24 protein-coding genes, 1 tRNA gene, 1 pseudogene and 1 riboswitch are annotated in these 19,279 nt (G+C 51.3%); of the genes and pseudogenes, 17 read left to right on the forward strand and 9 right to left on the reverse strand.

Features of this window, described 5'->3' with window-relative positions:
• From spoVAE to GS3922_RS17815, 4 genes are read left to right on the forward strand one after another with little or no spacing between them, the layout of a single operon-like run.
• A complete protein-coding gene (spoVAE, locus tag GS3922_RS06020; RefSeq protein WP_063165610.1) occupies nt 1-357 on the forward strand; it encodes a stage V sporulation protein AE in 357 nt (118 codons plus the stop codon).
• An 11-nt stretch (nt 358-368) separates the two neighbouring features.
• A complete protein-coding gene (locus GS3922_RS06025; protein ID WP_063165611.1) occupies nt 369-575 on the forward strand; it encodes a DUF1657 domain-containing protein in 207 nt (68 codons plus the stop codon).
• Nucleotides 576-587: 12 nt separating this feature from the next.
• Nucleotides 588-1,448, forward strand: a complete 861-nt coding sequence (locus GS3922_RS06030) for a DUF421 domain-containing protein (RefSeq protein ID WP_063165612.1) — start codon at nt 588-590, stop codon at nt 1,446-1,448.
• A gap of 19 nt (nt 1,449-1,467) precedes the next feature.
• Entirely contained in the window at nt 1,468-1,638 is a 171-nt protein-coding gene (locus GS3922_RS17815) for a hypothetical protein (RefSeq protein ID WP_168157876.1), read from the forward strand.
• 130 nt (nt 1,639-1,768) lie between these two features.
• On the opposite strand, the gene GS3922_RS06035 is transcribed toward GS3922_RS17815, so the two are convergent.
• On the reverse strand, nt 1,769-2,089 hold the full coding sequence (locus tag GS3922_RS06035) for a thioredoxin family protein (protein ID WP_063165613.1): 321 nt from the start codon (nt 2,087-2,089) through the stop codon (nt 1,769-1,771).
• 128 nt (nt 2,090-2,217) lie between these two features.
• On the opposite strand from GS3922_RS06035, the gene GS3922_RS06040 reads away from it, so the two are divergent.
• From GS3922_RS06040 to spoVIF, 3 genes are all read left to right on the forward strand, one after another.
• Nucleotides 2,218-2,454 (forward strand): hypothetical protein, encoded by a 237-nt coding sequence (locus GS3922_RS06040; RefSeq protein ID WP_063165614.1) that lies wholly within the window; start codon nt 2,218-2,220, stop codon nt 2,452-2,454.
• Between the two features lie 77 nt (nt 2,455-2,531).
• Nucleotides 2,532-2,663, forward strand: coding sequence for a YjcZ family sporulation protein (locus GS3922_RS17135; protein ID WP_082816535.1), 132 nt, complete (start codon nt 2,532-2,534; stop codon nt 2,661-2,663).
• 121 nt (nt 2,664-2,784) lie between these two features.
• Nucleotides 2,785-3,042 (forward strand): sporulation-specific transcription regulator SpoVIF, encoded by a 258-nt coding sequence (spoVIF, locus tag GS3922_RS06045; RefSeq protein WP_063165615.1) that lies wholly within the window; start codon nt 2,785-2,787, stop codon nt 3,040-3,042.
• 40 nt (nt 3,043-3,082) lie between these two features.
• Here the strand turns inward: spoVIF and GS3922_RS06050 are convergent, their stop codons facing one another.
• Genes GS3922_RS06050 through GS3922_RS06060 form a run of 3 tightly spaced genes read right to left on the reverse strand, consistent with a single transcriptional unit; the run spans nt 3,083 to nt 4,806 of the window.
• On the reverse strand, nt 3,083-3,517 hold the full coding sequence (locus tag GS3922_RS06050; protein WP_063165616.1) for a GNAT family N-acetyltransferase: 435 nt from the start codon (nt 3,515-3,517) through the stop codon (nt 3,083-3,085).
• Nucleotide 3,518: 1 nt separating this feature from the next.
• Nucleotides 3,519-4,040, reverse strand: coding sequence for a YjcG family protein (locus GS3922_RS06055; RefSeq protein ID WP_063165617.1), 522 nt, complete (start codon nt 4,038-4,040; stop codon nt 3,519-3,521).
• Nucleotides 4,041-4,077: 37 nt separating this feature from the next.
• Nucleotides 4,078-4,806 (reverse strand): alpha/beta hydrolase, encoded by a 729-nt coding sequence (locus GS3922_RS06060; protein ID WP_063165618.1) that lies wholly within the window; start codon nt 4,804-4,806, stop codon nt 4,078-4,080.
• Between the two features lie 187 nt (nt 4,807-4,993).
• Nucleotides 4,994-5,104: riboswitch (SAM riboswitch) on the forward strand.
• Nucleotides 5,105-5,306: 202 nt separating this feature from the next.
• On the opposite strand from GS3922_RS06060, the gene GS3922_RS06065 reads away from it, so the two are divergent.
• Entirely contained in the window at nt 5,307-6,410 is a 1,104-nt protein-coding gene (locus GS3922_RS06065; RefSeq protein ID WP_063165619.1) for a methionine biosynthesis PLP-dependent protein, read from the forward strand.
• A 3-nt stretch (nt 6,411-6,413) separates the two neighbouring features.
• Nucleotides 6,414-7,592, forward strand: coding sequence for a cystathionine beta-lyase (metC, locus tag GS3922_RS06070; RefSeq protein WP_063165620.1), 1,179 nt, complete (start codon nt 6,414-6,416; stop codon nt 7,590-7,592).
• A gap of 107 nt (nt 7,593-7,699) precedes the next feature.
• On the opposite strand, the gene GS3922_RS06075 is transcribed toward metC, so the two are convergent.
• Together GS3922_RS06075 and GS3922_RS06080 are read right to left on the reverse strand one after the other, a co-directional pair.
• On the reverse strand, nt 7,700-7,909 hold the full coding sequence (locus GS3922_RS06075; protein ID WP_063165621.1) for an LSm family protein: 210 nt from the start codon (nt 7,907-7,909) through the stop codon (nt 7,700-7,702).
• Nucleotides 7,910-7,925: 16 nt separating this feature from the next.
• The gene (locus GS3922_RS06080; RefSeq protein WP_063165622.1) at nt 7,926-8,366 is read right to left on the reverse strand and encodes a hypothetical protein; all 441 of its coding nucleotides are present in this window, start codon (nt 8,364-8,366) and stop codon (nt 7,926-7,928) included.
• A 271-nt stretch (nt 8,367-8,637) separates the two neighbouring features.
• On the opposite strand from GS3922_RS06080, the gene GS3922_RS06085 reads away from it, so the two are divergent.
• The 6 genes from GS3922_RS06085 (at nt 8,638) to istB (ending at nt 14,385) form a co-directional block, all read left to right on the forward strand.
• Nucleotides 8,638-9,333 carry a glycosyltransferase family 2 protein gene (locus tag GS3922_RS06085; RefSeq protein WP_413229270.1) on the forward strand — a complete coding sequence of 232 codons (696 nt, stop codon included), beginning with the start codon at nt 8,638-8,640 and terminating at the stop codon, nt 9,331-9,333.
• Nucleotides 9,333-10,454, forward strand: a complete 1,122-nt coding sequence (locus GS3922_RS06090; protein WP_063165624.1) for a glycosyltransferase family 4 protein — start codon at nt 9,333-9,335, stop codon at nt 10,452-10,454. The genes GS3922_RS06085 and GS3922_RS06090 overlap by 1 nt, the downstream gene beginning before the upstream one ends.
• Nucleotides 10,451-11,506 carry a polysaccharide pyruvyl transferase family protein gene (locus tag GS3922_RS06095; protein WP_063165625.1) on the forward strand — a complete coding sequence of 352 codons (1,056 nt, stop codon included), beginning with the start codon at nt 10,451-10,453 and terminating at the stop codon, nt 11,504-11,506. The genes GS3922_RS06090 and GS3922_RS06095 overlap by 4 nt, the downstream gene beginning before the upstream one ends.
• Before the next feature lie 119 nt (nt 11,507-11,625).
• Nucleotides 11,626-11,698: transfer RNA gene (locus GS3922_RS06100), tRNA-Val, on the forward strand.
• A gap of 432 nt (nt 11,699-12,130) precedes the next feature.
• On the forward strand, nt 12,131-13,636 hold the full coding sequence (gene istA, locus GS3922_RS06105; RefSeq protein WP_063164907.1) for an IS21 family transposase: 1,506 nt from the start codon (nt 12,131-12,133) through the stop codon (nt 13,634-13,636).
• On the forward strand, nt 13,633-14,385 hold the full coding sequence (gene istB, locus GS3922_RS06110) for an IS21-like element helper ATPase IstB (protein WP_063164906.1): 753 nt from the start codon (nt 13,633-13,635) through the stop codon (nt 14,383-14,385). Before istA ends, istB begins: the two co-directional genes overlap by 4 nt.
• A 69-nt stretch (nt 14,386-14,454) precedes the next feature.
• Here the strand turns inward: istB and GS3922_RS17140 are convergent.
• Nucleotides 14,455-14,565 (reverse strand): annotated as a pseudogene (locus GS3922_RS17140) (zinc ribbon domain-containing protein); the annotation flags it as partial.
• 61 nt (nt 14,566-14,626) lie between these two features.
• Complete coding sequence (locus GS3922_RS06115; RefSeq protein WP_063167324.1) at nt 14,627-15,811, reverse strand: IS701 family transposase; 1,185 nt, start codon at nt 15,809-15,811, stop codon at nt 14,627-14,629.
• A 151-nt stretch (nt 15,812-15,962) separates the two neighbouring features.
• Between GS3922_RS06115 and GS3922_RS06120 the strand changes: the two genes are divergently transcribed.
• Both GS3922_RS06120 and GS3922_RS06125 read left to right on the forward strand, forming a co-directional pair.
• Nucleotides 15,963-17,327, forward strand: a complete 1,365-nt coding sequence (locus GS3922_RS06120) for an ISLre2 family transposase (RefSeq protein ID WP_063165626.1) — start codon at nt 15,963-15,965, stop codon at nt 17,325-17,327.
• Between the two features lie 240 nt (nt 17,328-17,567).
• Nucleotides 17,568-17,741, forward strand: coding sequence for a twin-arginine translocase TatA/TatE family subunit (locus GS3922_RS06125; RefSeq protein ID WP_063165627.1), 174 nt, complete (start codon nt 17,568-17,570; stop codon nt 17,739-17,741).
• A gap of 166 nt (nt 17,742-17,907) precedes the next feature.
• On the opposite strand, the gene GS3922_RS06130 is transcribed toward GS3922_RS06125, so the two are convergent.
• A complete protein-coding gene (locus GS3922_RS06130) occupies nt 17,908-19,233 on the reverse strand; it encodes a hemolysin family protein (RefSeq protein ID WP_063165628.1) in 1,326 nt (441 codons plus the stop codon).
• Nucleotides 19,234-19,279: the final 46 nt, after the last annotated feature.

A 19,279-nucleotide genomic window follows, 5' to 3' on the forward strand; every position in this document is an offset into this window, starting at 1 on the left:
GTGCTAGCCATGTTTTTTTGGGCGTTTGTCGTCGGCGGGTTGATTTGCGTCATTGGCCAGATTTTGCTGGATGTTTTTAAGCTCACCCCCGCCCATACGCTGACGATTCTCGTTGTCACTGGAGCGATTTTGGATGGATTTGATTTGTACGAACCGCTCATCGACTTCGCCGGCGCCGGGGCAACGATTCCGATTACAAGTTTTGGAAACTCGCTCGTCCACGGGGCGATGCAGGAAGCGGAAAAACACGGCATCGTCGGCGTGTTGACCGGCATGTTTGAAGTGACAAGCGCCGGCATTTCCGCTGCCATCGTCTTCGGATTTCTCGGCGCGCTTTTGTTCCGCCCGAAAGGATAGGAGGGACGTTCATGACCGTTGCTTCGCAAGTGAAACAAACGTTAGCGAGCCTAAAAGGCATTCACGCTGGGCTGCAACAGTTGGCGCTCACATCGCAAGACGAAACAGCGCAGCGGACGTTTCATGAGGCGATGCTCGCCACCGAGGAGATCATCGCCGAACTGAAAGACCGGGTCGGCCGACTCGAATTCGAGGAGCCGCAATATCATGGAAAGTAAGGAGCATGATCCATGCCTGTATGGTTAGAAGCCGCCATTCGTTCCGTTTGTATTTTGATCGGACTGTTTATCATTACTCGCATTCTCGGCAAGAAGCCATTGGCGAAGCTGTCATTTTTCGAATATATTGTTGGCATTACGGTCGGTGACATTGCCGGAACAATGTCTGTCGATTTAGGGATTTCCCTCGAGGAAGGGGTCACAAGCATTTTAATTTGGTCGCTCATCCCGGTGCTGGCCGCCCGCATTTCGCTGCGCAACAAAAAGTTCCGCGATTTCGTCGAGGGCAATTCGACCGTCTTGATCAAAAACGGCAAAATTTTGGAGGAGAACTTAAAGCGAGAGAAATACACAGTTGACGAGCTGCTTGAGCAGTTGCGCAAAAAAGATGTGTTTCGTGTCGCGGATGTCGAGTTTGCCTTGCTTGAGCCGAATGGCGATCTGAACGTCTTGTTGAAGCGGGAAAAGCAGCCGCTTACGGTTGGCGATATGTTTCCGAACCCGCCGCGGGAAAAAGAGCCGCAAACCGTCATTATGGATGGCATGATTTTGGACGAGCCGCTTGCGACGATGGGGCTTGGCCGCGGCTGGCTGAAAGAACAGCTTGATAAGCAAGGAGTAGCGGTCGAAAACGTCTTCCTCGCCCAAGTCGATTCATATGGACAGCTGACGATTGATTTGTACGATGACAAAATTCAAGTGGCCGAGCCGCAGGAGAAAAAGCTGTTGTTGGCTGCAATGAAGAAAGTGCAAGCCGACTTTGAGCTATACGCGTTGCAAACCGATTCGGAAGAGGCGAAGGCGCTGTACGAAACCAATGCGGCGAAAATGACGGAACTCATCCAAAAAGTCGAGCCGCTATTGCGAAACTAATGTTGAGGAGGATCCGATCATGGAGAAGAAACGGACAAAAACAACGGATGAAGAAATTCAGATTCAGCTGAAAACGGACGGCCGCCCTGAACGGACGCGGACGACCGATGAAGAAATTTCGATTGAATTTATGTTCGATAACGGCCGTGTGACGCCCCAGCCGCAAGATTACGACGAAATCGAATATTAAGCGTCTGATGATCGGGAAAGGTGTCCCCCAACATACCGGGACACCTTTTCCTGTTGTTTCCTCTCCACCAAAACAATGGTTCGAAAATGATTACAGCGCCTTGTTTTTCCATGCCGCCGGGAGAAGGGAATTAAACGGGCAATAATTGCAAAAACGCGCGCACCTCTTCCGGTGTTTTCGCGTTGGCGCTATGCAGATGAGCGATTTTTTCCCCGTTTTGGAACACAAGCAAGCTCGGAATGCCGAGCACTTGATATTTCTCGCCAAGCTCCGGAAATTGGTCGCGGTCGATCTCAAACCAATCGTATTGCCCGTAATCGCGAATGATGTCATCGATAAACATGTTCAAGCGCACACAGTCAGGGCACCAAGTCGTGTAAAATTTGACGACAGCCGGCTTGCTGCCGGAGATGGCCGCTGTAAACTGGTCATTCGTTTCAATGGGTTTCATGCGTGTTTCCTCCATTCCATATTGTCGTTCATCTTTACTTTACCATATGGTGCGGCAAAAAAAGAACGGCAACGCCTTCACCTTCGGACACCGGTGTTGCATACAACAGAAAGAAAGGGGGGGAAAGTGTGAGCAAAGAGCTGGAAAAGGCGCTTGAAGCATGGGTTGCCTCAAGAAAAGAAGGACATGAACAATTCATTCGTCTGTTCGAACAGTGGGGGAACGATTTCAACAAACAGCTGCAGGAAATCGAAAAACTAAACAATGGATTTTTAAAAAGCGTACAAGGCAACTTACATTACGTTGAGCAATGGTTTACAAAAAAAGAAAAAGAGTTTGCTGAGCTGTTTCGCCTATTTGGCTGACAAAATGGCACGTGCGCCCATACGCCGCCTTGAGGTGATGAATACGATACAGTAAACGGAGAAGGAGGTGCACGAGAATGGGCTTCTGCGGCTACGGATTTCCGCACTACGGCTACGGCTATGGCGGATTTGGCTATGGCGGTGGCTTTGTGCTGATTGTCGTTTTGTTCATCTTGTTGATTATTGTCGGCGCAGCATTTGTCGGCTAACGAAAAACGAATCCGATACGGGCCGTTTCGGCGCCTCGAACGGCTCGTATTTTTCTTTTCCCTTATGATGCACCTTCTTGCAGAACAATCATACGATATACAGGGAGAAGGAGGCAGGAAGATGGATCAACAATTTTTTAAAAACATTGAAAAGAAAACGGGCGTCAATATGAAAGACATTTTTGAGCTTGCCAACTCGCTGCAAAATGCGAATTTCAACGATGAAAAAACGGTGCGCCAAGTGGTGAAGCGGGTCGCGCAAATCGCCAATCGGAAGGTGCCGAAAGAACTCGAAGACCAAATCGTCAAAACGATCGTCCAGAGCGGCAAACAAATTGATTTTAATACGATTGCCAATATGATGAACAATAAAAAATAAGCCAAAGGGAGCTGCGCGCGCAAGCTCCCTTTTATTCGGCTTATTCGAGCGATTTCACCATCGTGACGTGGGGGATGCCGGCATCCATAAACACGCCGGACACCACCTCATAGCCGAGTTTTTTGTAAAACGGTTCGGCGTGGGTTTGGGCGTTCAGCTTCACTTTTTTCGCCCCTTTTGTTTTTGCAAGCCGCTCAATGGCTTCCATCACCATCCGCCCGGCACCGCAGCCGCGGTAGGACGGCAGCACGCAAATGCGTTCGATTTTGCCGACCCCTTCATCGATGAAGCGAAGCCGGCCGGCCGCGACCGGTTTTTCGCCATCATACAAGACGAGATGGGATGATTCTTGCTCAAACGCATCGATTTCTTCTTCTTCCGGCACGTTTTGCTCCTCGATAAAGACGAGCCGGCGGACGTGCAAAGCGTCCTCATATAAGGATCGGTCGTTTGTTGTTCCAATGGCGATGTTCATGTTATACCGTTTCCTCTCCTCCAACGACAAAGGTTTCATAGACGGTCCATGATCCGTTCTCGAGCTGGTACAGAAGATGGAACCGGTCGATCGTCTCTTCAAAATGCACGTTTTGCAGCTTCAGCTGGCTGTAGACGTCGGCATATTCCGCGCCCGGCAAATCGCGGCCGATCGTAATGTGCGGCACGAACACAAATTCCGGTTTTGCGGTGAACAAGCCGCTGTGCAGCTGCTCATGAAGGCGATCAAGCACGTCATTTGGCTCCACTTTCAAATAAATGATGTTGCTTGTCGGGTAAAACGAGCTGAATTTCGTCACTTTGATCGGAATTGGAGGTGTTTCCGCTGCGATGCGGCGCAGCTCCTTCGTCATCTCTTTCAATTGTCCCTCATCCGCTTCAAACGGATATTTCAACGTAATATGCGGCGGGATGAGGGCGTAATGGCTGTCATACCGTTTCCGGTACGAGTTGGCAAAATCTTGAATGCGCTTCGACGGAAATAATACAATGCCGTACTTCATCCCGATTTCCCTCCTTGGATGGTTGGTTTTCCATTGTTTACAGCGACAAAATAGCAGATACAGCCCTTGGCACATCAGGCTGCCAATACGTCCACGCATGGCCGCCAGCAAACTCATGGTACGTATAGGTGAACCGTTTTTCCATAAACAAGTCCCGCGCCATTCGATTTGGTGTAATAAAGTCGCGTACATGGCCGTCCGTTGTTTTCACGGCTGTTTCTTCCGTGCCGACGGAATGGTAAATCGAAAGAAGCGACGGATCGCGGAACGCGCGGATGCACGCCAGCACCGAGTCATCGATATAAGGGGACTGCATGGCGATGTTTCCAAATGTATGCGGATACAACAGACCGGCTAACAGCGAGACCGTTCCGCCGAGCGAATCGCCGATCAACGCCCGGCCTTTGCCGATTTGGTAGGTCGGCAGCTCGTCGTCCAAAAACGGAACGAGTTCATGGGCTAAAAAGCGAATGTACGCTTCGCGCTTTTGGCCCGCCGGGTGATATTTCTCGTAGCGGTCGTTCACATTCCGATACGGGATGCCGACAACGATCGTCCGGTCGATCGTTCCTTCCTCCATTAGCGTTTCGATGACGTGCTTCATTTTTCCGTACATAAAATAATCTTTGCCGTCTTGAGCGATTAGTAAAGAATATTTGTGAAGCGGAGAAAAATTGCTTGGCAAATAGACGAGCAGTTCGATTTTCTCTTGAAGTTCTCCGCTGTACAGCGCGTAATCACGCATCGTTCCTGTTGCGGCTGCCATGACCATCCTCCATGAAAACGGTAAGTTCACCTGTTATTGTAACATATTTTGGCGAAAAGATGTTAATGAAGGGCTCGAATTTTTCGTGAATTTGCCGAACATTGCCAGCGTCAAAAAAAGGACTTGCCAAAACGGCCGGAATGGGTTACATTTTTTTATAAATTAACAAAATTGAATACACGTCCTGTTCTTATCGAGAGAAGCGGAGGGAACTGGCCCTGTGAAGCTTCAGCAACCAGCCGTTTGGCGGCCAGGTGCTAAATCCAGCGAATTGAGCGCTCAATTCGGCAGATAAGAAGAAGCATGACCATGGGTATGGAAAAGTCTTCTTCTTCGAAGACTTTTTTTATTTTCCTTTGTTTAGGCGGCCGCTTCGCCGACATGTGAGGCGGGCCAAAGCCGAGGTGCTCGGTTGCCGAGACAGGCAGCAGCGCTTCGGGCGCCATGGCCGTCGGCCGTTTGACCACGAGGGAATTTTTCAGCAGAAGGAGAGAGATGAGATGGAGAAACTGGAAACGTTGTTAGCGCAAATGGGAAACCGGAGCGAAACGGCGACAGGAACGGTCAACCCGCCCGTCTATTTTTCAACTGCCTACCGCCACGCCGGCATTGGGCAGTCAACCGGGTTTGACTACATCCGCACCGGCAATCCAACGCGCAAAATCGTCGAAGAGGCGATCGCCAAGCTGGAAGGCGGTGACCAAGGCTATGCGTTCAGTTCCGGCATGGCCGCCATTCAGACGGTGCTCGCCTTGTTTGAGAGCGGAGATGAGTTTCTCGTATCGGCCGACCTTTACGGCGGCACGTACCGCCTGTTTGAGCGCGGCTGGCGCAAATACGGCCTCGGCTTTCATTACGTCGATTTTGCTGATCTCGCTGCCGTGGAAGAGAAAATCACGGAAAAAACGAAAGCCATCTTTTTGGAGACGCCGACAAATCCGTTGATGCACGAGGCGGATATTTCGGCGGTCGCCAAGCTGGCCAAACAGCATGGGCTATTGTTGATTGTCGATAACACGTTTTACACCCCGGTGCTTCAACGCCCGATCGAACAAGGGGCTGATATTGTCATTCATAGCGCGACGAAATATTTAGGCGGCCATAACGACGTCTTAGCTGGTCTGGTTGTCGCCAAGGGCGAGGAACTTTGTCAACGCTTGGCCGAGTACCATAACGCCATCGGCGCTGTTTTGTCGCCGTTTGATTCCTGGCTGCTGATCCGCGGGATGAAAACGTTGGCGCTAAGGATGCGCCAACATGAAGAAAACGCCAAACAAATCAGCGCCTTTTTGCGCGAACATGAAGATGTCACCGACGTCTTGTACCCGGGAAGAGGAGGGATGTTGTCGTTCCGGATTTCTGATGAAAAATGGGTGAACGGCTTCTTGCAAAGCTTGCGCCTCATTACGTTCGCGGAAAGCTTAGGCGGGGTTGAAAGCTTTATTACGTATCCGGCGACACAGACGCACGCTGACATTCCAGAAGACATCCGCATCCGAAACGGCGTCTGCAACCGGCTACTCCGCTTCTCGGTCGGCATTGAACACGCCGACGATTTAATCGCCGACTTGGCGCAGGCGTTCAAAAACATGAAAGAGGTGTGAGCGATGGAACGGGAATGGTCGTTTTCAACGAAACTGCTCCATAACGAATGGAAAGTCGACCGCGCAACTGGGGCGGTGAGCGTGCCGATCCAGCACGCGTCCACGTTCCATCAGTTCGATTTCGACTCGTTTGGCAAATACGACTACAGCCGCTCCGGCAACCCGACGCGCGAAGCGCTTGAGGAAACGATTGCCGCACTAGAAGGCGGCGTGCGCGGGTTCGCGTTCGCCTCCGGCATGGCCGCCATCTCCACGGCCTTTTTGCTCCTGTCCAAAGGCGACCATGTGCTTGTGACGGAAGACGTCTACGGCGGCACATACCGGATGATTACCGAAGTGTTGAGCCGCTTCGGCATCGAGCATACGTTCGTTGATATGACCGACCTCGAGGCGGTGGCGGAAAACATCCGTCCGAACACGAAAGTCATTTATATGGAAACCCCGTCCAACCCGCTGTTAAAAGTGACCGACATTCGCGCTGTCGTCGAGCTGGCGAAAGCGCATGGCTGTTTGACGTTTTTAGATAACACGTTTATGACCCCGGCGCTGCAGCGCCCGTTAGATCTCGGCGTTGACCTTGTCCTCCACAGCGCGACGAAGTTTTTAGCCGGCCATAGCGACGTCGTCGCCGGACTGGCGGTCGTAAAAGACGAGGAGCTCGGCAAACAGCTGTACAAATTGCAAAACGCCTTTGGCGCCGTCCTCGGCGTCCAAGACGCCTGGCTCGTGCTGCGCGGCATAAAAACGCTCCACGTCCGGCTGAAACAGTCGTCCGAATCAGCGGCCGCCATCGCCGCCTATTTGGCGGGCCATCCAAAGGTGGAGGCAGTGTACTACCCAGGATTGGCGCACCACCCGGGCCATGCGACCCAGCACAATCAGGCGGTGGGGTTCGGTGCTGTGCTGTCGTTCCGCCTAGCGGATGAAGAAGCAGCCCGGACGTTCGTCCGCCACGTCCGCCTGCCGGTGTTCGCCGTCAGCCTTGGCGCCGTCGAGTCGATTTTGTCGTACCCGGCGAAAATGTCGCACGCCGCCATGCCGAAAGACGAGCGGCTTCAGCGCGGCATTACCGACGGCTTGCTGCGGCTGAGCGTCGGGCTTGAGGATGTCAACGATTTGATCGCCGATTTTGAGCAGGCGCTGTCGTTTGTCAATGAGCGTCCGTCGATTTCGGCGCGATAAAGAAGCGAAAAACAAAAAACGGCTATGCTGTCGCGGCAAAGCCGTTTTCCAACCGCCCGATAAGGTATGCACCGTTTCAGCGGATGCATACCTTATCTCGTTTGCTGTTACAGTTCGCGAATAAAGTTAACAGCTGCAAGCGGGATCAGAACGGTTCGCGTTTCCCGCTCATATCCGCCTGCCTCGGCCAAGAGCTCAATGGTTCCGTCCTCTACATCGGTCAATTGTCCTTCAAGCAAGTTGTTATCGGTCGCGACTTGGATCGTTTCGCCGATCAGGCGGCGGAGCTGCTCTTCCAATGTGGCCGCAAAGTCCATCGTTTCCTCCCTCCTTTCAGTCTAGACGGGCGACGGCTTGAATGCTGGCAAACGGAACATAGACGAAGCGACCAAGCGCATCTTCGAGCACAACATAATCGTTTCGGACGGCGATGACAGTGCCGGCCACCGGTCCGAAATTAACCGTAATTTCTACCGTTTCACCGATCAAGTCTTCAAGCTCATCGCGAATATCCCCCACCGGTGGTGCGCCGGTGCGCAGCGCAGCCAAAATCGCCTGCAACAACTCGCGCTCATCTTCTAAGATGGCGCGCTGCTCTCGCTCCTCCTCAAGCATTCTGCGCAAAATCCGTTCCGCATCGCCCCCGTGATCAGCAATGTCTTCTAACAACGAAGTAATCTGTTCGACAGCCGAATCATCGAGATCTAGTTTTTCGAGCCATTTGCGAATTTTTTTCAACTCTTTCGCCGCCTGGCGTAAATGTTTATGGCCCAATCTGTTTTCCTCCTTTCTCTGATTCCGGTTCGTTAACTACGTATATGCATCGCTCTTCCATTCGACACGGGTGCGTATCCGCGGAAAAAAGAACGATTTTTTTTTGCCGCAGGAATGGGGAAAACGGTCGAATTTTGTTAGGAAGGACGGGGGGATAAACAGGAAAAAAGATAGAGAGACAAGGAACATTCTACTGTTTTTCGAGAAAATCAACGATCGTCTCTCACCGTTAAGAAGAAAACTCGATATATAGTAGGTGAGGTGATTGATGATGACGCCAAAGCGAAAACATGACTTCATCAGCGTCGTCATTCCATGCTACAACGCTTCCCGCTACATTCAAGACTGCCTCGACGGACTCGCCAAGCAAACATACCAACAGTTTGAGGCGATTATTGTTGATGACGGTTCCGAGGACCGAAGCGAAGAAACGGTAAAACAATGGATGAAACAACGTTCACCGTTTTTCCCGATCGTGTATAGCAAGCTGCCCCGCAACACCGGCTTTGCCGGGGCGTTAACGGTCGGCTATTTTTTAAGCGCCGGCGAGTACATCGCCGTCCATGACGCCGACGATATCTCTCACCCCGAGCGGTTGGAAAAACAACTTTCCTTTTTGCGCCAGCACCCAAACATCGCTTTGGTCGGCACAAACTACGCCGCCTTTCCCGACGGTCATTTCGAGCGTCAGACGCCCGCCAACTGGCTGGCGTACGGGCGCGACATCCGCCGTGTATACGCCGAAGGCAAACATTGCATTTGCCACGGAACGATTATGTTCCGCGGCGAAGTCTTCGATCGGCTCGGCGGGCCGACAAGACGCATTCACGGCGCGGAAGATTACGAGTTTATTGTCAAGTTTTTAAACGTGAAGCTCGAAATCGACAACTTGCCTGAGATCCTTTACTATTACCGCAGCCATCCGAAACAGCGCTCACGCCAGTTTTACCAGAAAGGAGGGGGTTGATGATGCGCGTCTTGATGGTGCTAGACGGCCTTGATTTCGGGGGAACGGAAACACACACCTTAAGTTTGGCGAAGGAAATGGCGGCCCGCGGCATTCACATCGCCGTCGCCGCCCGCAGCGGGGCGCTCGTCCACCGTTTCAGGGCCGTTGGCTGTCCGTTTTATCCTATCGATTTTCCAGCGGCGATCGACATAGACGAGCAACGGAAAGAACGGCTCGTCGAGCAGCTTGAAGCGGTGATTCAGAAGGAAAACATCTCGATCGTTCACGCTCACCAAACCCCATCCGGCATCCTCGCTGCCCTTGCAGCGCATCGCCGTGGCATTCCGGTTGTCTTTACCGCCCATGGCACGTACTATCCGCCGTCCGAATTGGAAACGATGCTCCGCTTAGCGTCAGCCGCCATCGCGGTCAGCCCGCCCGTCGAGCGGCATATTCGCCCGCTAGCGGCAAGGCGGTTTCTCATTCCAAACGGCATTGACACGAACGAGTTCGCCCCGCTCGGCCGCAAGGGACGGCAGGCGCTCGGCATCCCGGATGACGCCCTTGTCATCGTCTACAGCAGCCGGCTCGCCTGGGCAAAGGCAAGCATTTGCTTTATGCTTTTAAAAGCGTGCAAAGATATAAAACGGCTGTTTCCAAACGTGCATGCCGTCGTTGTCGGAGACGGGCCGCGCTTTTCGGACGTCGAGAACTTGGTCCATCTCATCCACCAAACGTGCCGCGAGACGTTTATCCACCTCGTCGGCGAACAAAGCGACATGGCGCTATATTACTCGCTCGCCGATCTCGTCGTCGGCACCGGGCGAGTCGCCTTAGAAGCCATGGCGTGCGGCAAGCCGGTGCTCGCCGCCGGCAATCACGGCTACTTCGGCCTCGTCGAGCCGAACTCGTATGATGACGCGTGGGAATGCTACTTCGGCGACCACGGCTCACGCCAAGGCTGCAGCCGCTACATCCTTTCTCAAGATATAAAACGGCTCCTGCAATCCCCACTATATCGCGAACAACTCGGCCAGGCCGGACGGGAGTGGGTCATGCGCCAGTTCCATATTCAAACGTGCGTCGATCAAGTGCTGAACGTGTATGAATCATTGTTGAAAGGGGAAACGAAACGATGAAAAAGGTGCTGTACATCGGCTGGCTCGGATTTCAAAACATCGGCGATGAACTGTTATGGAACGTCTTCGCCGCCTCAGCCCGCCAATACGCTCCGGACGTTCGGATCATTCCGTCAACGCCCAAGGTCAATTGGAAAGACACCGCTCCGTACGATGCCGTTGTGCTTGGCGGCGGCTCGCTCTTGCTTCCGGGCTATATGGCCGTTTTGCGCCAAGCGCATGAAGCGGGAAAACAAATATGGATATGGGGAAGCGGCATCGACTGGATCGGCCAAGCGGAAACGGACGCCTTGCGCGCAGGCGCCAGGCCAGCGCTTGACCGTCATTTTTCCGCCAACGACGCCGAGCTGTTCCGCACCGTCCTCGCTTCAGCCGCCTTCGCCGGCATCCGCGGCCCGCTCAGCGAAGCGGTCTTAGATGCGTTAGGCGCCCGTTCGCCAAACGTCCGCGTCATCGGCGACCCCGGGCTGCTTCTGTCGCCTGCCATGCCTGCCGAGCAGCCAAGGACAGAAAAAACGATCGGCATCAACTGGGGGACGACATACAACCGTTTATTCGGACAAAATGAAACGCTCGTCGAAGACGCCCTCGCCCGCGCGGCCAAAACGTGGATTGACGCCGGCTATCGGATTTACTTGTACATCGTTTGGCCAAATGATCGCCCTGCCTGCGAGCGGCTGTACAAGAAAATCAACTGCCCGGAGCGCGTCACCTTCGACCGCACGTTATACAACGAACAGCAGCTCATCGAACGGCTCCGCCCATTGACAGCCACCGTCAACTTTAAACTCCACGCCAACCTATTGTCCCTGGCCGCCCGCGTTCCGGCCGTCATGCTCGGCTACCGGTTGAAAGTCTTCGATTTCGCCGCCTCCCTCAGCCTCGAACAGTACGTCATTTCCACCGCCAGCCCGCAGCTTGATACCGAATTGGTCAAAACGGTGGCCCGCGCTGAGAAGCAGCGTAGCCGCATCATTGAGCAATACGAAGCCGCCCGCCGCCACTACACCCCGCTCCTGCTCGAACCGTTCCGACACGGGCTGTTTCTTTAGGGGGAAGGCGTCTTCCCCTTTTTTCACCATGAACAGCGATTTTTTAAAAAAAAGTTGTTGACAACGTGTATGCTCGTCTATATAATTAAAAATGTGTTCGATAGCGGACAACAAAATATGATTCCGTAGCTCAGCTGGGAGAGCGCCACCTTGACAGGGTGGAGGTCGCTGGTTCGAGCCCAGTCGGAATCATCAAGTGAAATCCCTTGAGCCACAAGGCTTCAAGGGATTTTTTATTTCTGTTGTCATTCGTTATTTTTGGTGTTTTTGGTGACTTGGTGTGATTTTTGGAGTGATTGATGTGAACTACCCTCCACTTACCACCCTTTCGGGTTGCTTGAAGTGGGGGCTTCTCGGGTAATCCTGTCTCATGACAGAAAATCGACCGAGCTAACCCTCCTGTTCCAGGAGTTTGTATTTTCATGCTAATTCTAACAAGCGCAATCCTTCTTTTTTGATATTAATTGCTGAATTATAATCACGGTTGTTTAGTGCAAAATGAAAGTACAGAGTTCTGCAACAAAAAAGTGCAGAGCTTCATGGCATAAAAAAAGGCTTGCCAGCTCCTAAAATTCCCTCTACTGTTAAGGTTGTGAAGAACAAAACAGTGGAGGTAAAGAAAGGATGCTAGCAATGCCTGAAATTCATCATATCAAACATTTGCGTGAAAAGAAAGGGTTATCGCTTTCCGAAATTGTCCGCAGGACGGGATTTAACTGGAGAACAGTCAAGAAATATGCGGATGGAGACATTTCGGTCAGACAAAAAATAAAGAGAAAACGGGGAATGATGGAGGAAGAAGGATACGGTCAAATCATTGATGACTGGCTGGAGGAGGACGCCAAACTGCCAAGAAAACAACAGCGGACAAGCAAGAAGATGTACGAACAATTAAAGCAGGAACATGGCTTTAAAGGGTCTTATCGAACGGTTTGCGCCTACGTTCAAAAACGAAGACCTCAGCTTAAGCTGGAGAAGGAACGGCGTTACGAGAGGCTGGAACACCCTCCGGGGGAAGCGCAGGTGGATTTCGGCACCATGTCCGTTGTGACGAAGGAAGGAAAAGAGGAAGACCGATCAATTCTGATTTTGAGCTTTCCGTACAGCAACGCCGCGTATGCGTATCCATTGCCGGCGGAAAACAGCGAATGTTTTCTTTACGGGCTCACTCAGCTGTTTCGCCAAGCCGGAGGCGTCCCGAGAAAACTGCGCATCGACAATTTGGCGGCGGCGGTGGTTTCGATTCGAAAAGGAGGCGAACGTCAATATACTGAAGCATTTGAGCGATTCCGGCTTCATTATGGGTTTGACGTACAGGCGTGCAATCCGTATAGCGGACACGAAAAAGGGAATGTCGAACGGAAAGTTTACTATACTCGTCAACACTGCTTTGTCCCTGCTCCGTTGATCGAGGGGGATGAAGAACTGGCGGAGTGGCTGCATCGCAAGATGATCGAAGATCGAGCCCGCCCCCACTATGAAAAAGGGAGAACCATTGAGGAATTATGGCAGGAAGAACAAAAGGAGTTGCTTGTCCTGCCGGAGAGAGATCTCCCGATCTTCTCCTTCCACCACGCTAATGTCAATAAATACGGGGAAGTAACGGTGGATGGGGAGGCGTTTGTGGTTCATGGGATCCCGGTTCCCAACCGTGTCCTTGTCAAAAAGGAATGGGATTGTTTCATGGTTTTGTCCCAGGAAGGGGAGGTGTACCTGGAAGCGCCAAGGCCGTACACGAAAAAGCAACGGGAGCTCCCTTGGAAGGACATTTTGGCGGAATGGGCGCAAAAGCCCCGGGTGGTGGAGTATTCGCGGTTTCGAGTTTACTTGCCGGAGGCCATTAGGAAATACTTCATGGAACAACCGAAACAGACGGCATCACGCATTCGAGGAGTGCAGAAGCTGCTGGAGCGGTACACCGTCTATGAGATCGCCCAGTGGCTTGACAAGTATCAACGGTGGGATTTGACGCCCCATGAGATCGGGGTGTTGATGGAGGCGAAGCGTTCGGAGTATCCCGCGAAATGGGAAGAAGCCTATACCCCTTCCGTTTTCGTCGACTATGAAACCGATTTACATGTGTATGATCAACGTCTTTGTCCGTCAAGGGAAGGGGGAAGCCGGGCATGAAGATGGATGTAAAAGAGATTTGTAAAGCCCTGCATTTGGCGTACATCGCGGATCGATTCGAGGAGGTGGCCTACGAGACCAAGGAACAGTTTTTGCGTGATGTGTTGGCGTTGGAGCTGTCGTTCCGTCAGAAAGCAAAACAGGCTCGATTGATCAAGAAGGCGAAGTTCCGGGAGTTGAAATGGCTCAAAGATTATGAATGGTCGGATCAGATTCATTGGCCGACCACGACCTCGAAGGAAGAACTTTGCGACCTTCGCTTTTTGGAGCAAAAACAGAACGTCCTGCTTTTAGGTTCGCCGGGAACAGGAAAAACCCATCTCGCCACCGCATTAGGATTAAAAGCGTGTGAACGGGGCCATGAAGTTCGGTTTTTCCGTGTCGCCGATCTTGTCGCCCAGCTCGAAGAGGCGTTAAAAGACGGCACCCTCGGACGGCTCAAACGGCAAATCGACACATGCGAGCTGTTGATTTTGGACGAACTCGGCTATGTACCTTTTCAAAAGCAGGGATCGGAACTGCTGTTTCACATCATTGCCGATTGTTATGAACGAAAAAGTGTCATCGTGACATCGAATTTAGAGTTTGGACAGTGGAATCGAGTGTTTGGGGACAACCGCCTGACGGCAGCGCTGGTGGATCGTTTGGTCCATCACGCCCACATTCTCGCGTTTACGGGAGAGAGCTACCGCTTGCGGCACGCGCTTTCTGCCGTTCAGTCGCTCCCTTCTCGCTCGGTTGAAAGGTAAATTCATTGAGCCGGCAAGCCTATGTATTTTTTCTTGCAATTCTCTGCACTTTTTGCTTGCAAAAAACACACGGTCTAATACTAAGCCACAAATACATTTATATACACGTTCGGACAATGACATTTCTTTTTCGTTTCCACAACGGGAACATTTTTTTGTCGAGGGAAACCATTTACCTACTGTAGATGAGCATTTTTCATTACAATAATTTCCATGGTTAGAGAGACAAACAGGGAACCCCTTAGGCGACATGGAGCTGTTTTTTGATCACATCAATGGGAATCTCTTGCTTCGCGGCGTTATAAATGAACTCGACGACGCTGTGGCCTTTCCGCGATCGAAGAAGCTCCAATCCGGTGGAGAGGTCTTGCTGGGATTCCGCTATGCTGTACACGCAGGCCAAGAGCACCACCGCCCAATACCGTTTCACCGCCCGAATGTGGCGGACGCGGTATCCATCCAGCTTCAGTTGATCTTTCGCCTGTCGGAAAAAGCATTCGATTGTCCAACGCTGGGCATAGTAACGCAAGATGTCTTCATCGCCTAGCTCCCGGTCGGTGCTCAAGACGCAATGGAGATGTTCCGGTGTCATCGGCTGATCCGCCTTCCAAGCCAGCAGCACCACCGCGTCATCGAGGCCATGGATCGCCCCCTCATAGCGATACACGCGGTAACGCTCCTTCCCCACCGTGACGAGGCGGGTGTCTTGGGGCTCGATATAGCGGGCGAACTGCTTCGCTTGGATCGCAATGCCTTTCGGATAAAGAATCCGGTTCGTCTTGAGCATCGCGATGACATGAAATCCCTTGCTCAAGCAGGCTTCGATGAGCTTTTTGGACGGGTACCACGAATCCATGAGCACATACACCGGCCGATCCGGTTCCACCTTGAGTGAGGAAAGCATCTCGATCGCCAGGTCGATTTTGCTCCTTCCCGCCTTCTTGTCATACAGGCGGAACGCAAATGGGAACGCCTGCGTGAAGGTGTGCACCATCAGCCAAACGAGCGAATGCCCCCAGACCGATTGATGATCTTTGTGAGAGAAATGCCAACCACACCCTTGAATGGCGTGTGCAGCCCGTGACGAAGGCTTCGTTTTTTGGCAAATGGTATCATCAATCGAAACAAAAAGGGGTTGATTCTCCCGTTTGGCGATTCGCTTGATGCGATGAAGGATCCATTGCTGGAGTTTGCGAAGCAACGTCTCTTCATCCCAAGGGCTTTTCGTGAAAAAATGGCTGAGCGTTGTTCGATGATTGGGATGAAAACTCCAGTGATGGAGATCCGTCAGCGTTCCCGAGAATCCCTTGGTGGTCAAGGCATCGACGATATGAACGAGATGCTTCAGAACCGGCTTCGAGAAATGCAATGCCAACCCCAATGCGAAGTGTGAGTAAAATATTTGTGGGTGACATTCAGGAATGATTCCCCGACGAGGGTTGCGAACTTTTGTTCGCGACGCTCGTCGGGGCCACCAAGCGAAGCGCGGTAGAAAAAAGCAAATGTCATGCAAAAAGGACTCTCTCCCTGCTATGATGGTGATGACCAACATCCATAAAACAGGAGGGAGAGAGTCCATGAAACATCTTACCACAGAATGGCCTTTATTAAAAGAGCTGGAGGAACAATTAGTCAGAACTCTTCAAAAGGTGTTCGCTGTCTTGTTGGCGGCCCTTTTGGAGGAGATTGATCAACAACTGGCGGAAGCGCGGGACAAGCGCCGGTATCAGCTGAAAGACAAACGGCCGACCACGATCCAAACGCTGTTTGGAGAAGTGACGTTTCGACGGAACTACTACTATGATCGGCAGGCGGGGGCGTATACCTTCTTGCTGGATGCCGAACTGGGCTTTGATGGAGCGCAGTCGATCAGCCCTTGCCTCGAGGAAACGGCGGTCGAGTTGGCCGTAGAGTGCTCTTCCTACCGCAAAGCAGCCCGTACGTTGGAGTCGATCGTGGGGTATGCGGTCCTAAGCCACGAGGCGATTCGCCAACTGGTGCTGGAGGCCCCTGTCTCGCTGCACCACCCTGTTTCCCAACGGCACGGCCGAGTGCTGTTTGTGGAGGCGGATGGGCTGTTCATTTCCCGCCAGGGGAAAGGGAAACGGGCGAAAGAAGAGAAAATCCTGGCGGTTCACGAGGGATGGAAACGAAACGGTTCGCAGCTCGAGCTCGTGAACCGGCGCCACTACCTCCATGAAGGGGCGGGAGACGTGTGGGAACGGTTTGAAGAGTGGCTGATGAACGAATATGCCTATGACCCGTGCCGGGACCTTTTGATCATCAACGGCGACGCGGCGTCGTGGATCACGGCCTGCCGGGAGTATTTTGGGAAGCGGGCGTGCTTTCAGCTGGATCGATTTCATGTGGCGCGGGAGCTGCGTCAGTGTCTGTCCGGCCATCCGCGTTGGCGGGAGGTGCGGAAGAAGCTGGCGAAACAAGACGAAGAAGGACTTTTGGTCGAGCTGAACAGCGCGGTCGGCACGTTGGAGGACGAAGGCAAAGAACAACAGCTGGCCGCCTTGATTCGCCGGATCGAGTCGATGCCGGGATGCATCCGGGACTATCGGGAGTGGCTGTCGGAGCAAGGGGTGGAGACGACCGGCATGCGTCCGATGGGCCACGCCGAGAGCGTGATGAGCCGGTTTGCGCATCGGGTGAAATCCCGCCGCAGCTGGAAAGACCAAGGGCTTCGGGCGTTTCTGAGAGCGACGGCAGCCCGAATCGACGGGATCGGGTGGAGAAAGGGACGGTGGGAGGAGCAAGAGCCCCAGTCGGCCGTCTCGGCCTCAACAAAGTCCAAGCGGATCGAACAGGCCAAACGGAAGGCCGGACGGTTATGGGCAGATGTGGTGCGTCAGAATCTACCGTGTCTGCAGCGGTCATCCGGGACGCCGATCCATCAAGCGTTGTCGGCGCTTCGGGATTTTGGTTGGGTGTAAAAAAATGGAATACAATATCATCACTTCAAGATGAGGGATGAGAGTCCGAAAGCGCTTACGATATCAATTCCTGAAAATGGTTCGCTAACTAGTGATTGACAACACCCGTAGTGAACCGAAAAAATGTTCTCCACAAAGTCTTGACTGACTCTTTAGACTAACATCAATGGTCTCCTTCGTTCGTGTGTGATACAATGACGGAGAAAATGGATGATAAAGCAAACGCAGGGAGCGAGTGACATGAACATTGGTTTTGGCGAAATTGCACTCATTGTTTTCTTTGCGCTTTTAATTTTCGGGCCGAAAAAATTGCCTGAGCTTGGAAAGGCCGCTGGAAAAACACTGCGCGAATTTAAGAAGGCTACAAATGGGATTATTGACGACGAAGAACAAAAAACCCAAAAACACGATTAGTTAGAGTAAGCACTATTAACGTGTGATAATAAGATACACATCAGCGGTCTGTTAGGCAATTGTTATATGGGCATCTATCCATATTAGAGTATTAGAATTAGAAAGGGTGTCCCAAAAGCAGTCACTTTTGGGACATCCTTTCTTTCATTTCTTAACTGCTATTTTGTTATTGCTTCCTGTACGGTAAGTGAAGGTTTTTTGCACGTTTCGTGATTTCGACCAATTGGACATGGCGCCCTTCCATTTTTAATACCTTAAATTCATAATCGCCGTAGGAAAGAGTGTCGCCTTGTTGAATATCAAATTTTTCTGTTAAAATCCAACCACCAATCGTATCAACATCCGTATCATCGATATCCGTTCCAAGCAAGTCATTTATATCTTCAATCAATACTTTTCCATCAACAATGGTGGTATGTTCATTCACTTTGCGAATCATCGGAACTTCGTCAATATCAAACTCATCTTGAATCTCACCGACAATTTCCTCTAATATATCCTCAACTGTTACAAGTCCAGCCGTTCCGCCGTATTCATCTACTAAAATCGCCATATGAACTCGTTCACGCTGCATTTTGACGAGCAAGTCATGAATAGGGATGGATTCGATTACTTGTATGATTGGGCGGATATAATCATCTAACTTCTTTTCAGTGGCCTTTGGATTTTGAATACAATCCGTTAATATTTCTTTTATGTTTACCATACCAACGATATGGTCTTTATCTCCGTCTATAACAGGATAGCGCGTATATTTTTCTTGCTTTATCGTTTCAAAATGTTCCGCAATGGAACGGTTTTTATCTAGTGCGACAATTTCTGTACGCGGTACCATGATTTCTTTGGCAATCCGATTGTCAAACTCAAAAATATTGTTTACGTATTTATATTCCGACTGATTAATTTCTCCACTTTTATAACTTTCAGATAAAATCAAGCGCAATTCTTCCTCTGAATGGGCCACTTCATGTTCGGATGCTGGTTTTAACCCAAATAATCCGGTAATGACGCGAGCAGAGCCGTTTAATGCCCAAATAAACGGATACATTATTTTGTAGAAAAAGATTAAAGGTCTTGAACATAACAGTGTAATGGTTTCTGCTTTTTGAATTGCCAATGTTTTCGGAGCCAGCTCTCCAACGACCACATGCAAAAAGGTAATCGTTGCAAATGCAATCGCAAAAGAAAGGAAAGACGCCACAGACTCATTTAAATTCATTCGTTCAAATACAGGGTGAAGCAAATGCTCCACCGTTGGTTCACCAAGCCAACCAAGCCCTAATGCGGTAATGGTGATACCAAGCTGGCAAGCTGATAAATATTCATCCAAATTAGAGATGACTCTTTTGGCAGCCCTAGCGTTTCGATTTCCTTCAGCTATCAGTTGATCAATGCGTGTACTGCGTACTTTAACAATGGCAAATTCGGATGCAACAAAGAATGCCGTTAAAGCAATTAAAACACCAACCATCAGTAAATTAACTATCTCCAATTAAGCTCTCTAGCTGTATGCAAACAGCTAGAGAATCCACCTCCTG

The sequence above is a fragment of the Geobacillus subterraneus genome, from assembly GCF_001618685.1.
Taxonomy (GTDB): Bacteria; Bacillota; Bacilli; order Bacillales; family Anoxybacillaceae; genus Geobacillus; species Geobacillus subterraneus.

Excerpts from the sequence above, each read along its gene's own strand:
- GS3922_RS06025 (WP_063165611.1), top strand. The coding sequence starts at position 369 with ATGACCGTTGCTTCGCAAGTGAAACAAACGTTAGCGAGCCTAAAAGGC.
- GS3922_RS06030 (WP_063165612.1), top strand. The coding sequence starts at position 588 with ATGCCTGTATGGTTAGAAGCCGCCATTCGTTCCGTTTGTATTTTGATC.
- GS3922_RS17815 (WP_168157876.1), top strand. The coding sequence starts at position 1,468 with ATGGAGAAGAAACGGACAAAAACAACGGATGAAGAAATTCAGATTCAG.
- GS3922_RS06035 (WP_063165613.1), bottom strand. The coding sequence starts at position 2,089 with ATGAAACCCATTGAAACGAATGACCAGTTTACAGCGGCCATCTCCGGC.
- GS3922_RS17135 (WP_082816535.1), top strand. The coding sequence starts at position 2,532 with ATGGGCTTCTGCGGCTACGGATTTCCGCACTACGGCTACGGCTATGGC.
- spoVIF (WP_063165615.1), top strand. The coding sequence starts at position 2,785 with ATGGATCAACAATTTTTTAAAAACATTGAAAAGAAAACGGGCGTCAAT.
- GS3922_RS06050 (WP_063165616.1), bottom strand. The coding sequence starts at position 3,517 with ATGAACATCGCCATTGGAACAACAAACGACCGATCCTTATATGAGGAC.
- GS3922_RS06055 (WP_063165617.1), bottom strand. The coding sequence starts at position 4,040 with ATGAAGTACGGCATTGTATTATTTCCGTCGAAGCGCATTCAAGATTTT.
- GS3922_RS06060 (WP_063165618.1), bottom strand. The coding sequence starts at position 4,806 with ATGGCAGCCGCAACAGGAACGATGCGTGATTACGCGCTGTACAGCGGA.
- GS3922_RS06065 (WP_063165619.1), top strand. The coding sequence starts at position 5,307 with ATGGAGAAACTGGAAACGTTGTTAGCGCAAATGGGAAACCGGAGCGAA.
- metC (WP_063165620.1), top strand. The coding sequence starts at position 6,414 with ATGGAACGGGAATGGTCGTTTTCAACGAAACTGCTCCATAACGAATGG.
- GS3922_RS06075 (WP_063165621.1), bottom strand. The coding sequence starts at position 7,909 with ATGGACTTTGCGGCCACATTGGAAGAGCAGCTCCGCCGCCTGATCGGC.
- GS3922_RS06085 (WP_413229270.1), top strand. The coding sequence starts at position 8,638 with ATGACGCCAAAGCGAAAACATGACTTCATCAGCGTCGTCATTCCATGC.
- GS3922_RS06090 (WP_063165624.1), top strand. The coding sequence starts at position 9,333 with ATGATGCGCGTCTTGATGGTGCTAGACGGCCTTGATTTCGGGGGAACG.
- GS3922_RS06095 (WP_063165625.1), top strand. The coding sequence starts at position 10,451 with ATGAAAAAGGTGCTGTACATCGGCTGGCTCGGATTTCAAAACATCGGC.
- istA (WP_063164907.1), top strand. The coding sequence starts at position 12,131 with ATGCTAGCAATGCCTGAAATTCATCATATCAAACATTTGCGTGAAAAG.
- istB (WP_063164906.1), top strand. The coding sequence starts at position 13,633 with ATGAAGATGGATGTAAAAGAGATTTGTAAAGCCCTGCATTTGGCGTAC.
- GS3922_RS06120 (WP_063165626.1), top strand. The coding sequence starts at position 15,963 with ATGAAACATCTTACCACAGAATGGCCTTTATTAAAAGAGCTGGAGGAA.
- GS3922_RS06125 (WP_063165627.1), top strand. The coding sequence starts at position 17,568 with ATGAACATTGGTTTTGGCGAAATTGCACTCATTGTTTTCTTTGCGCTT.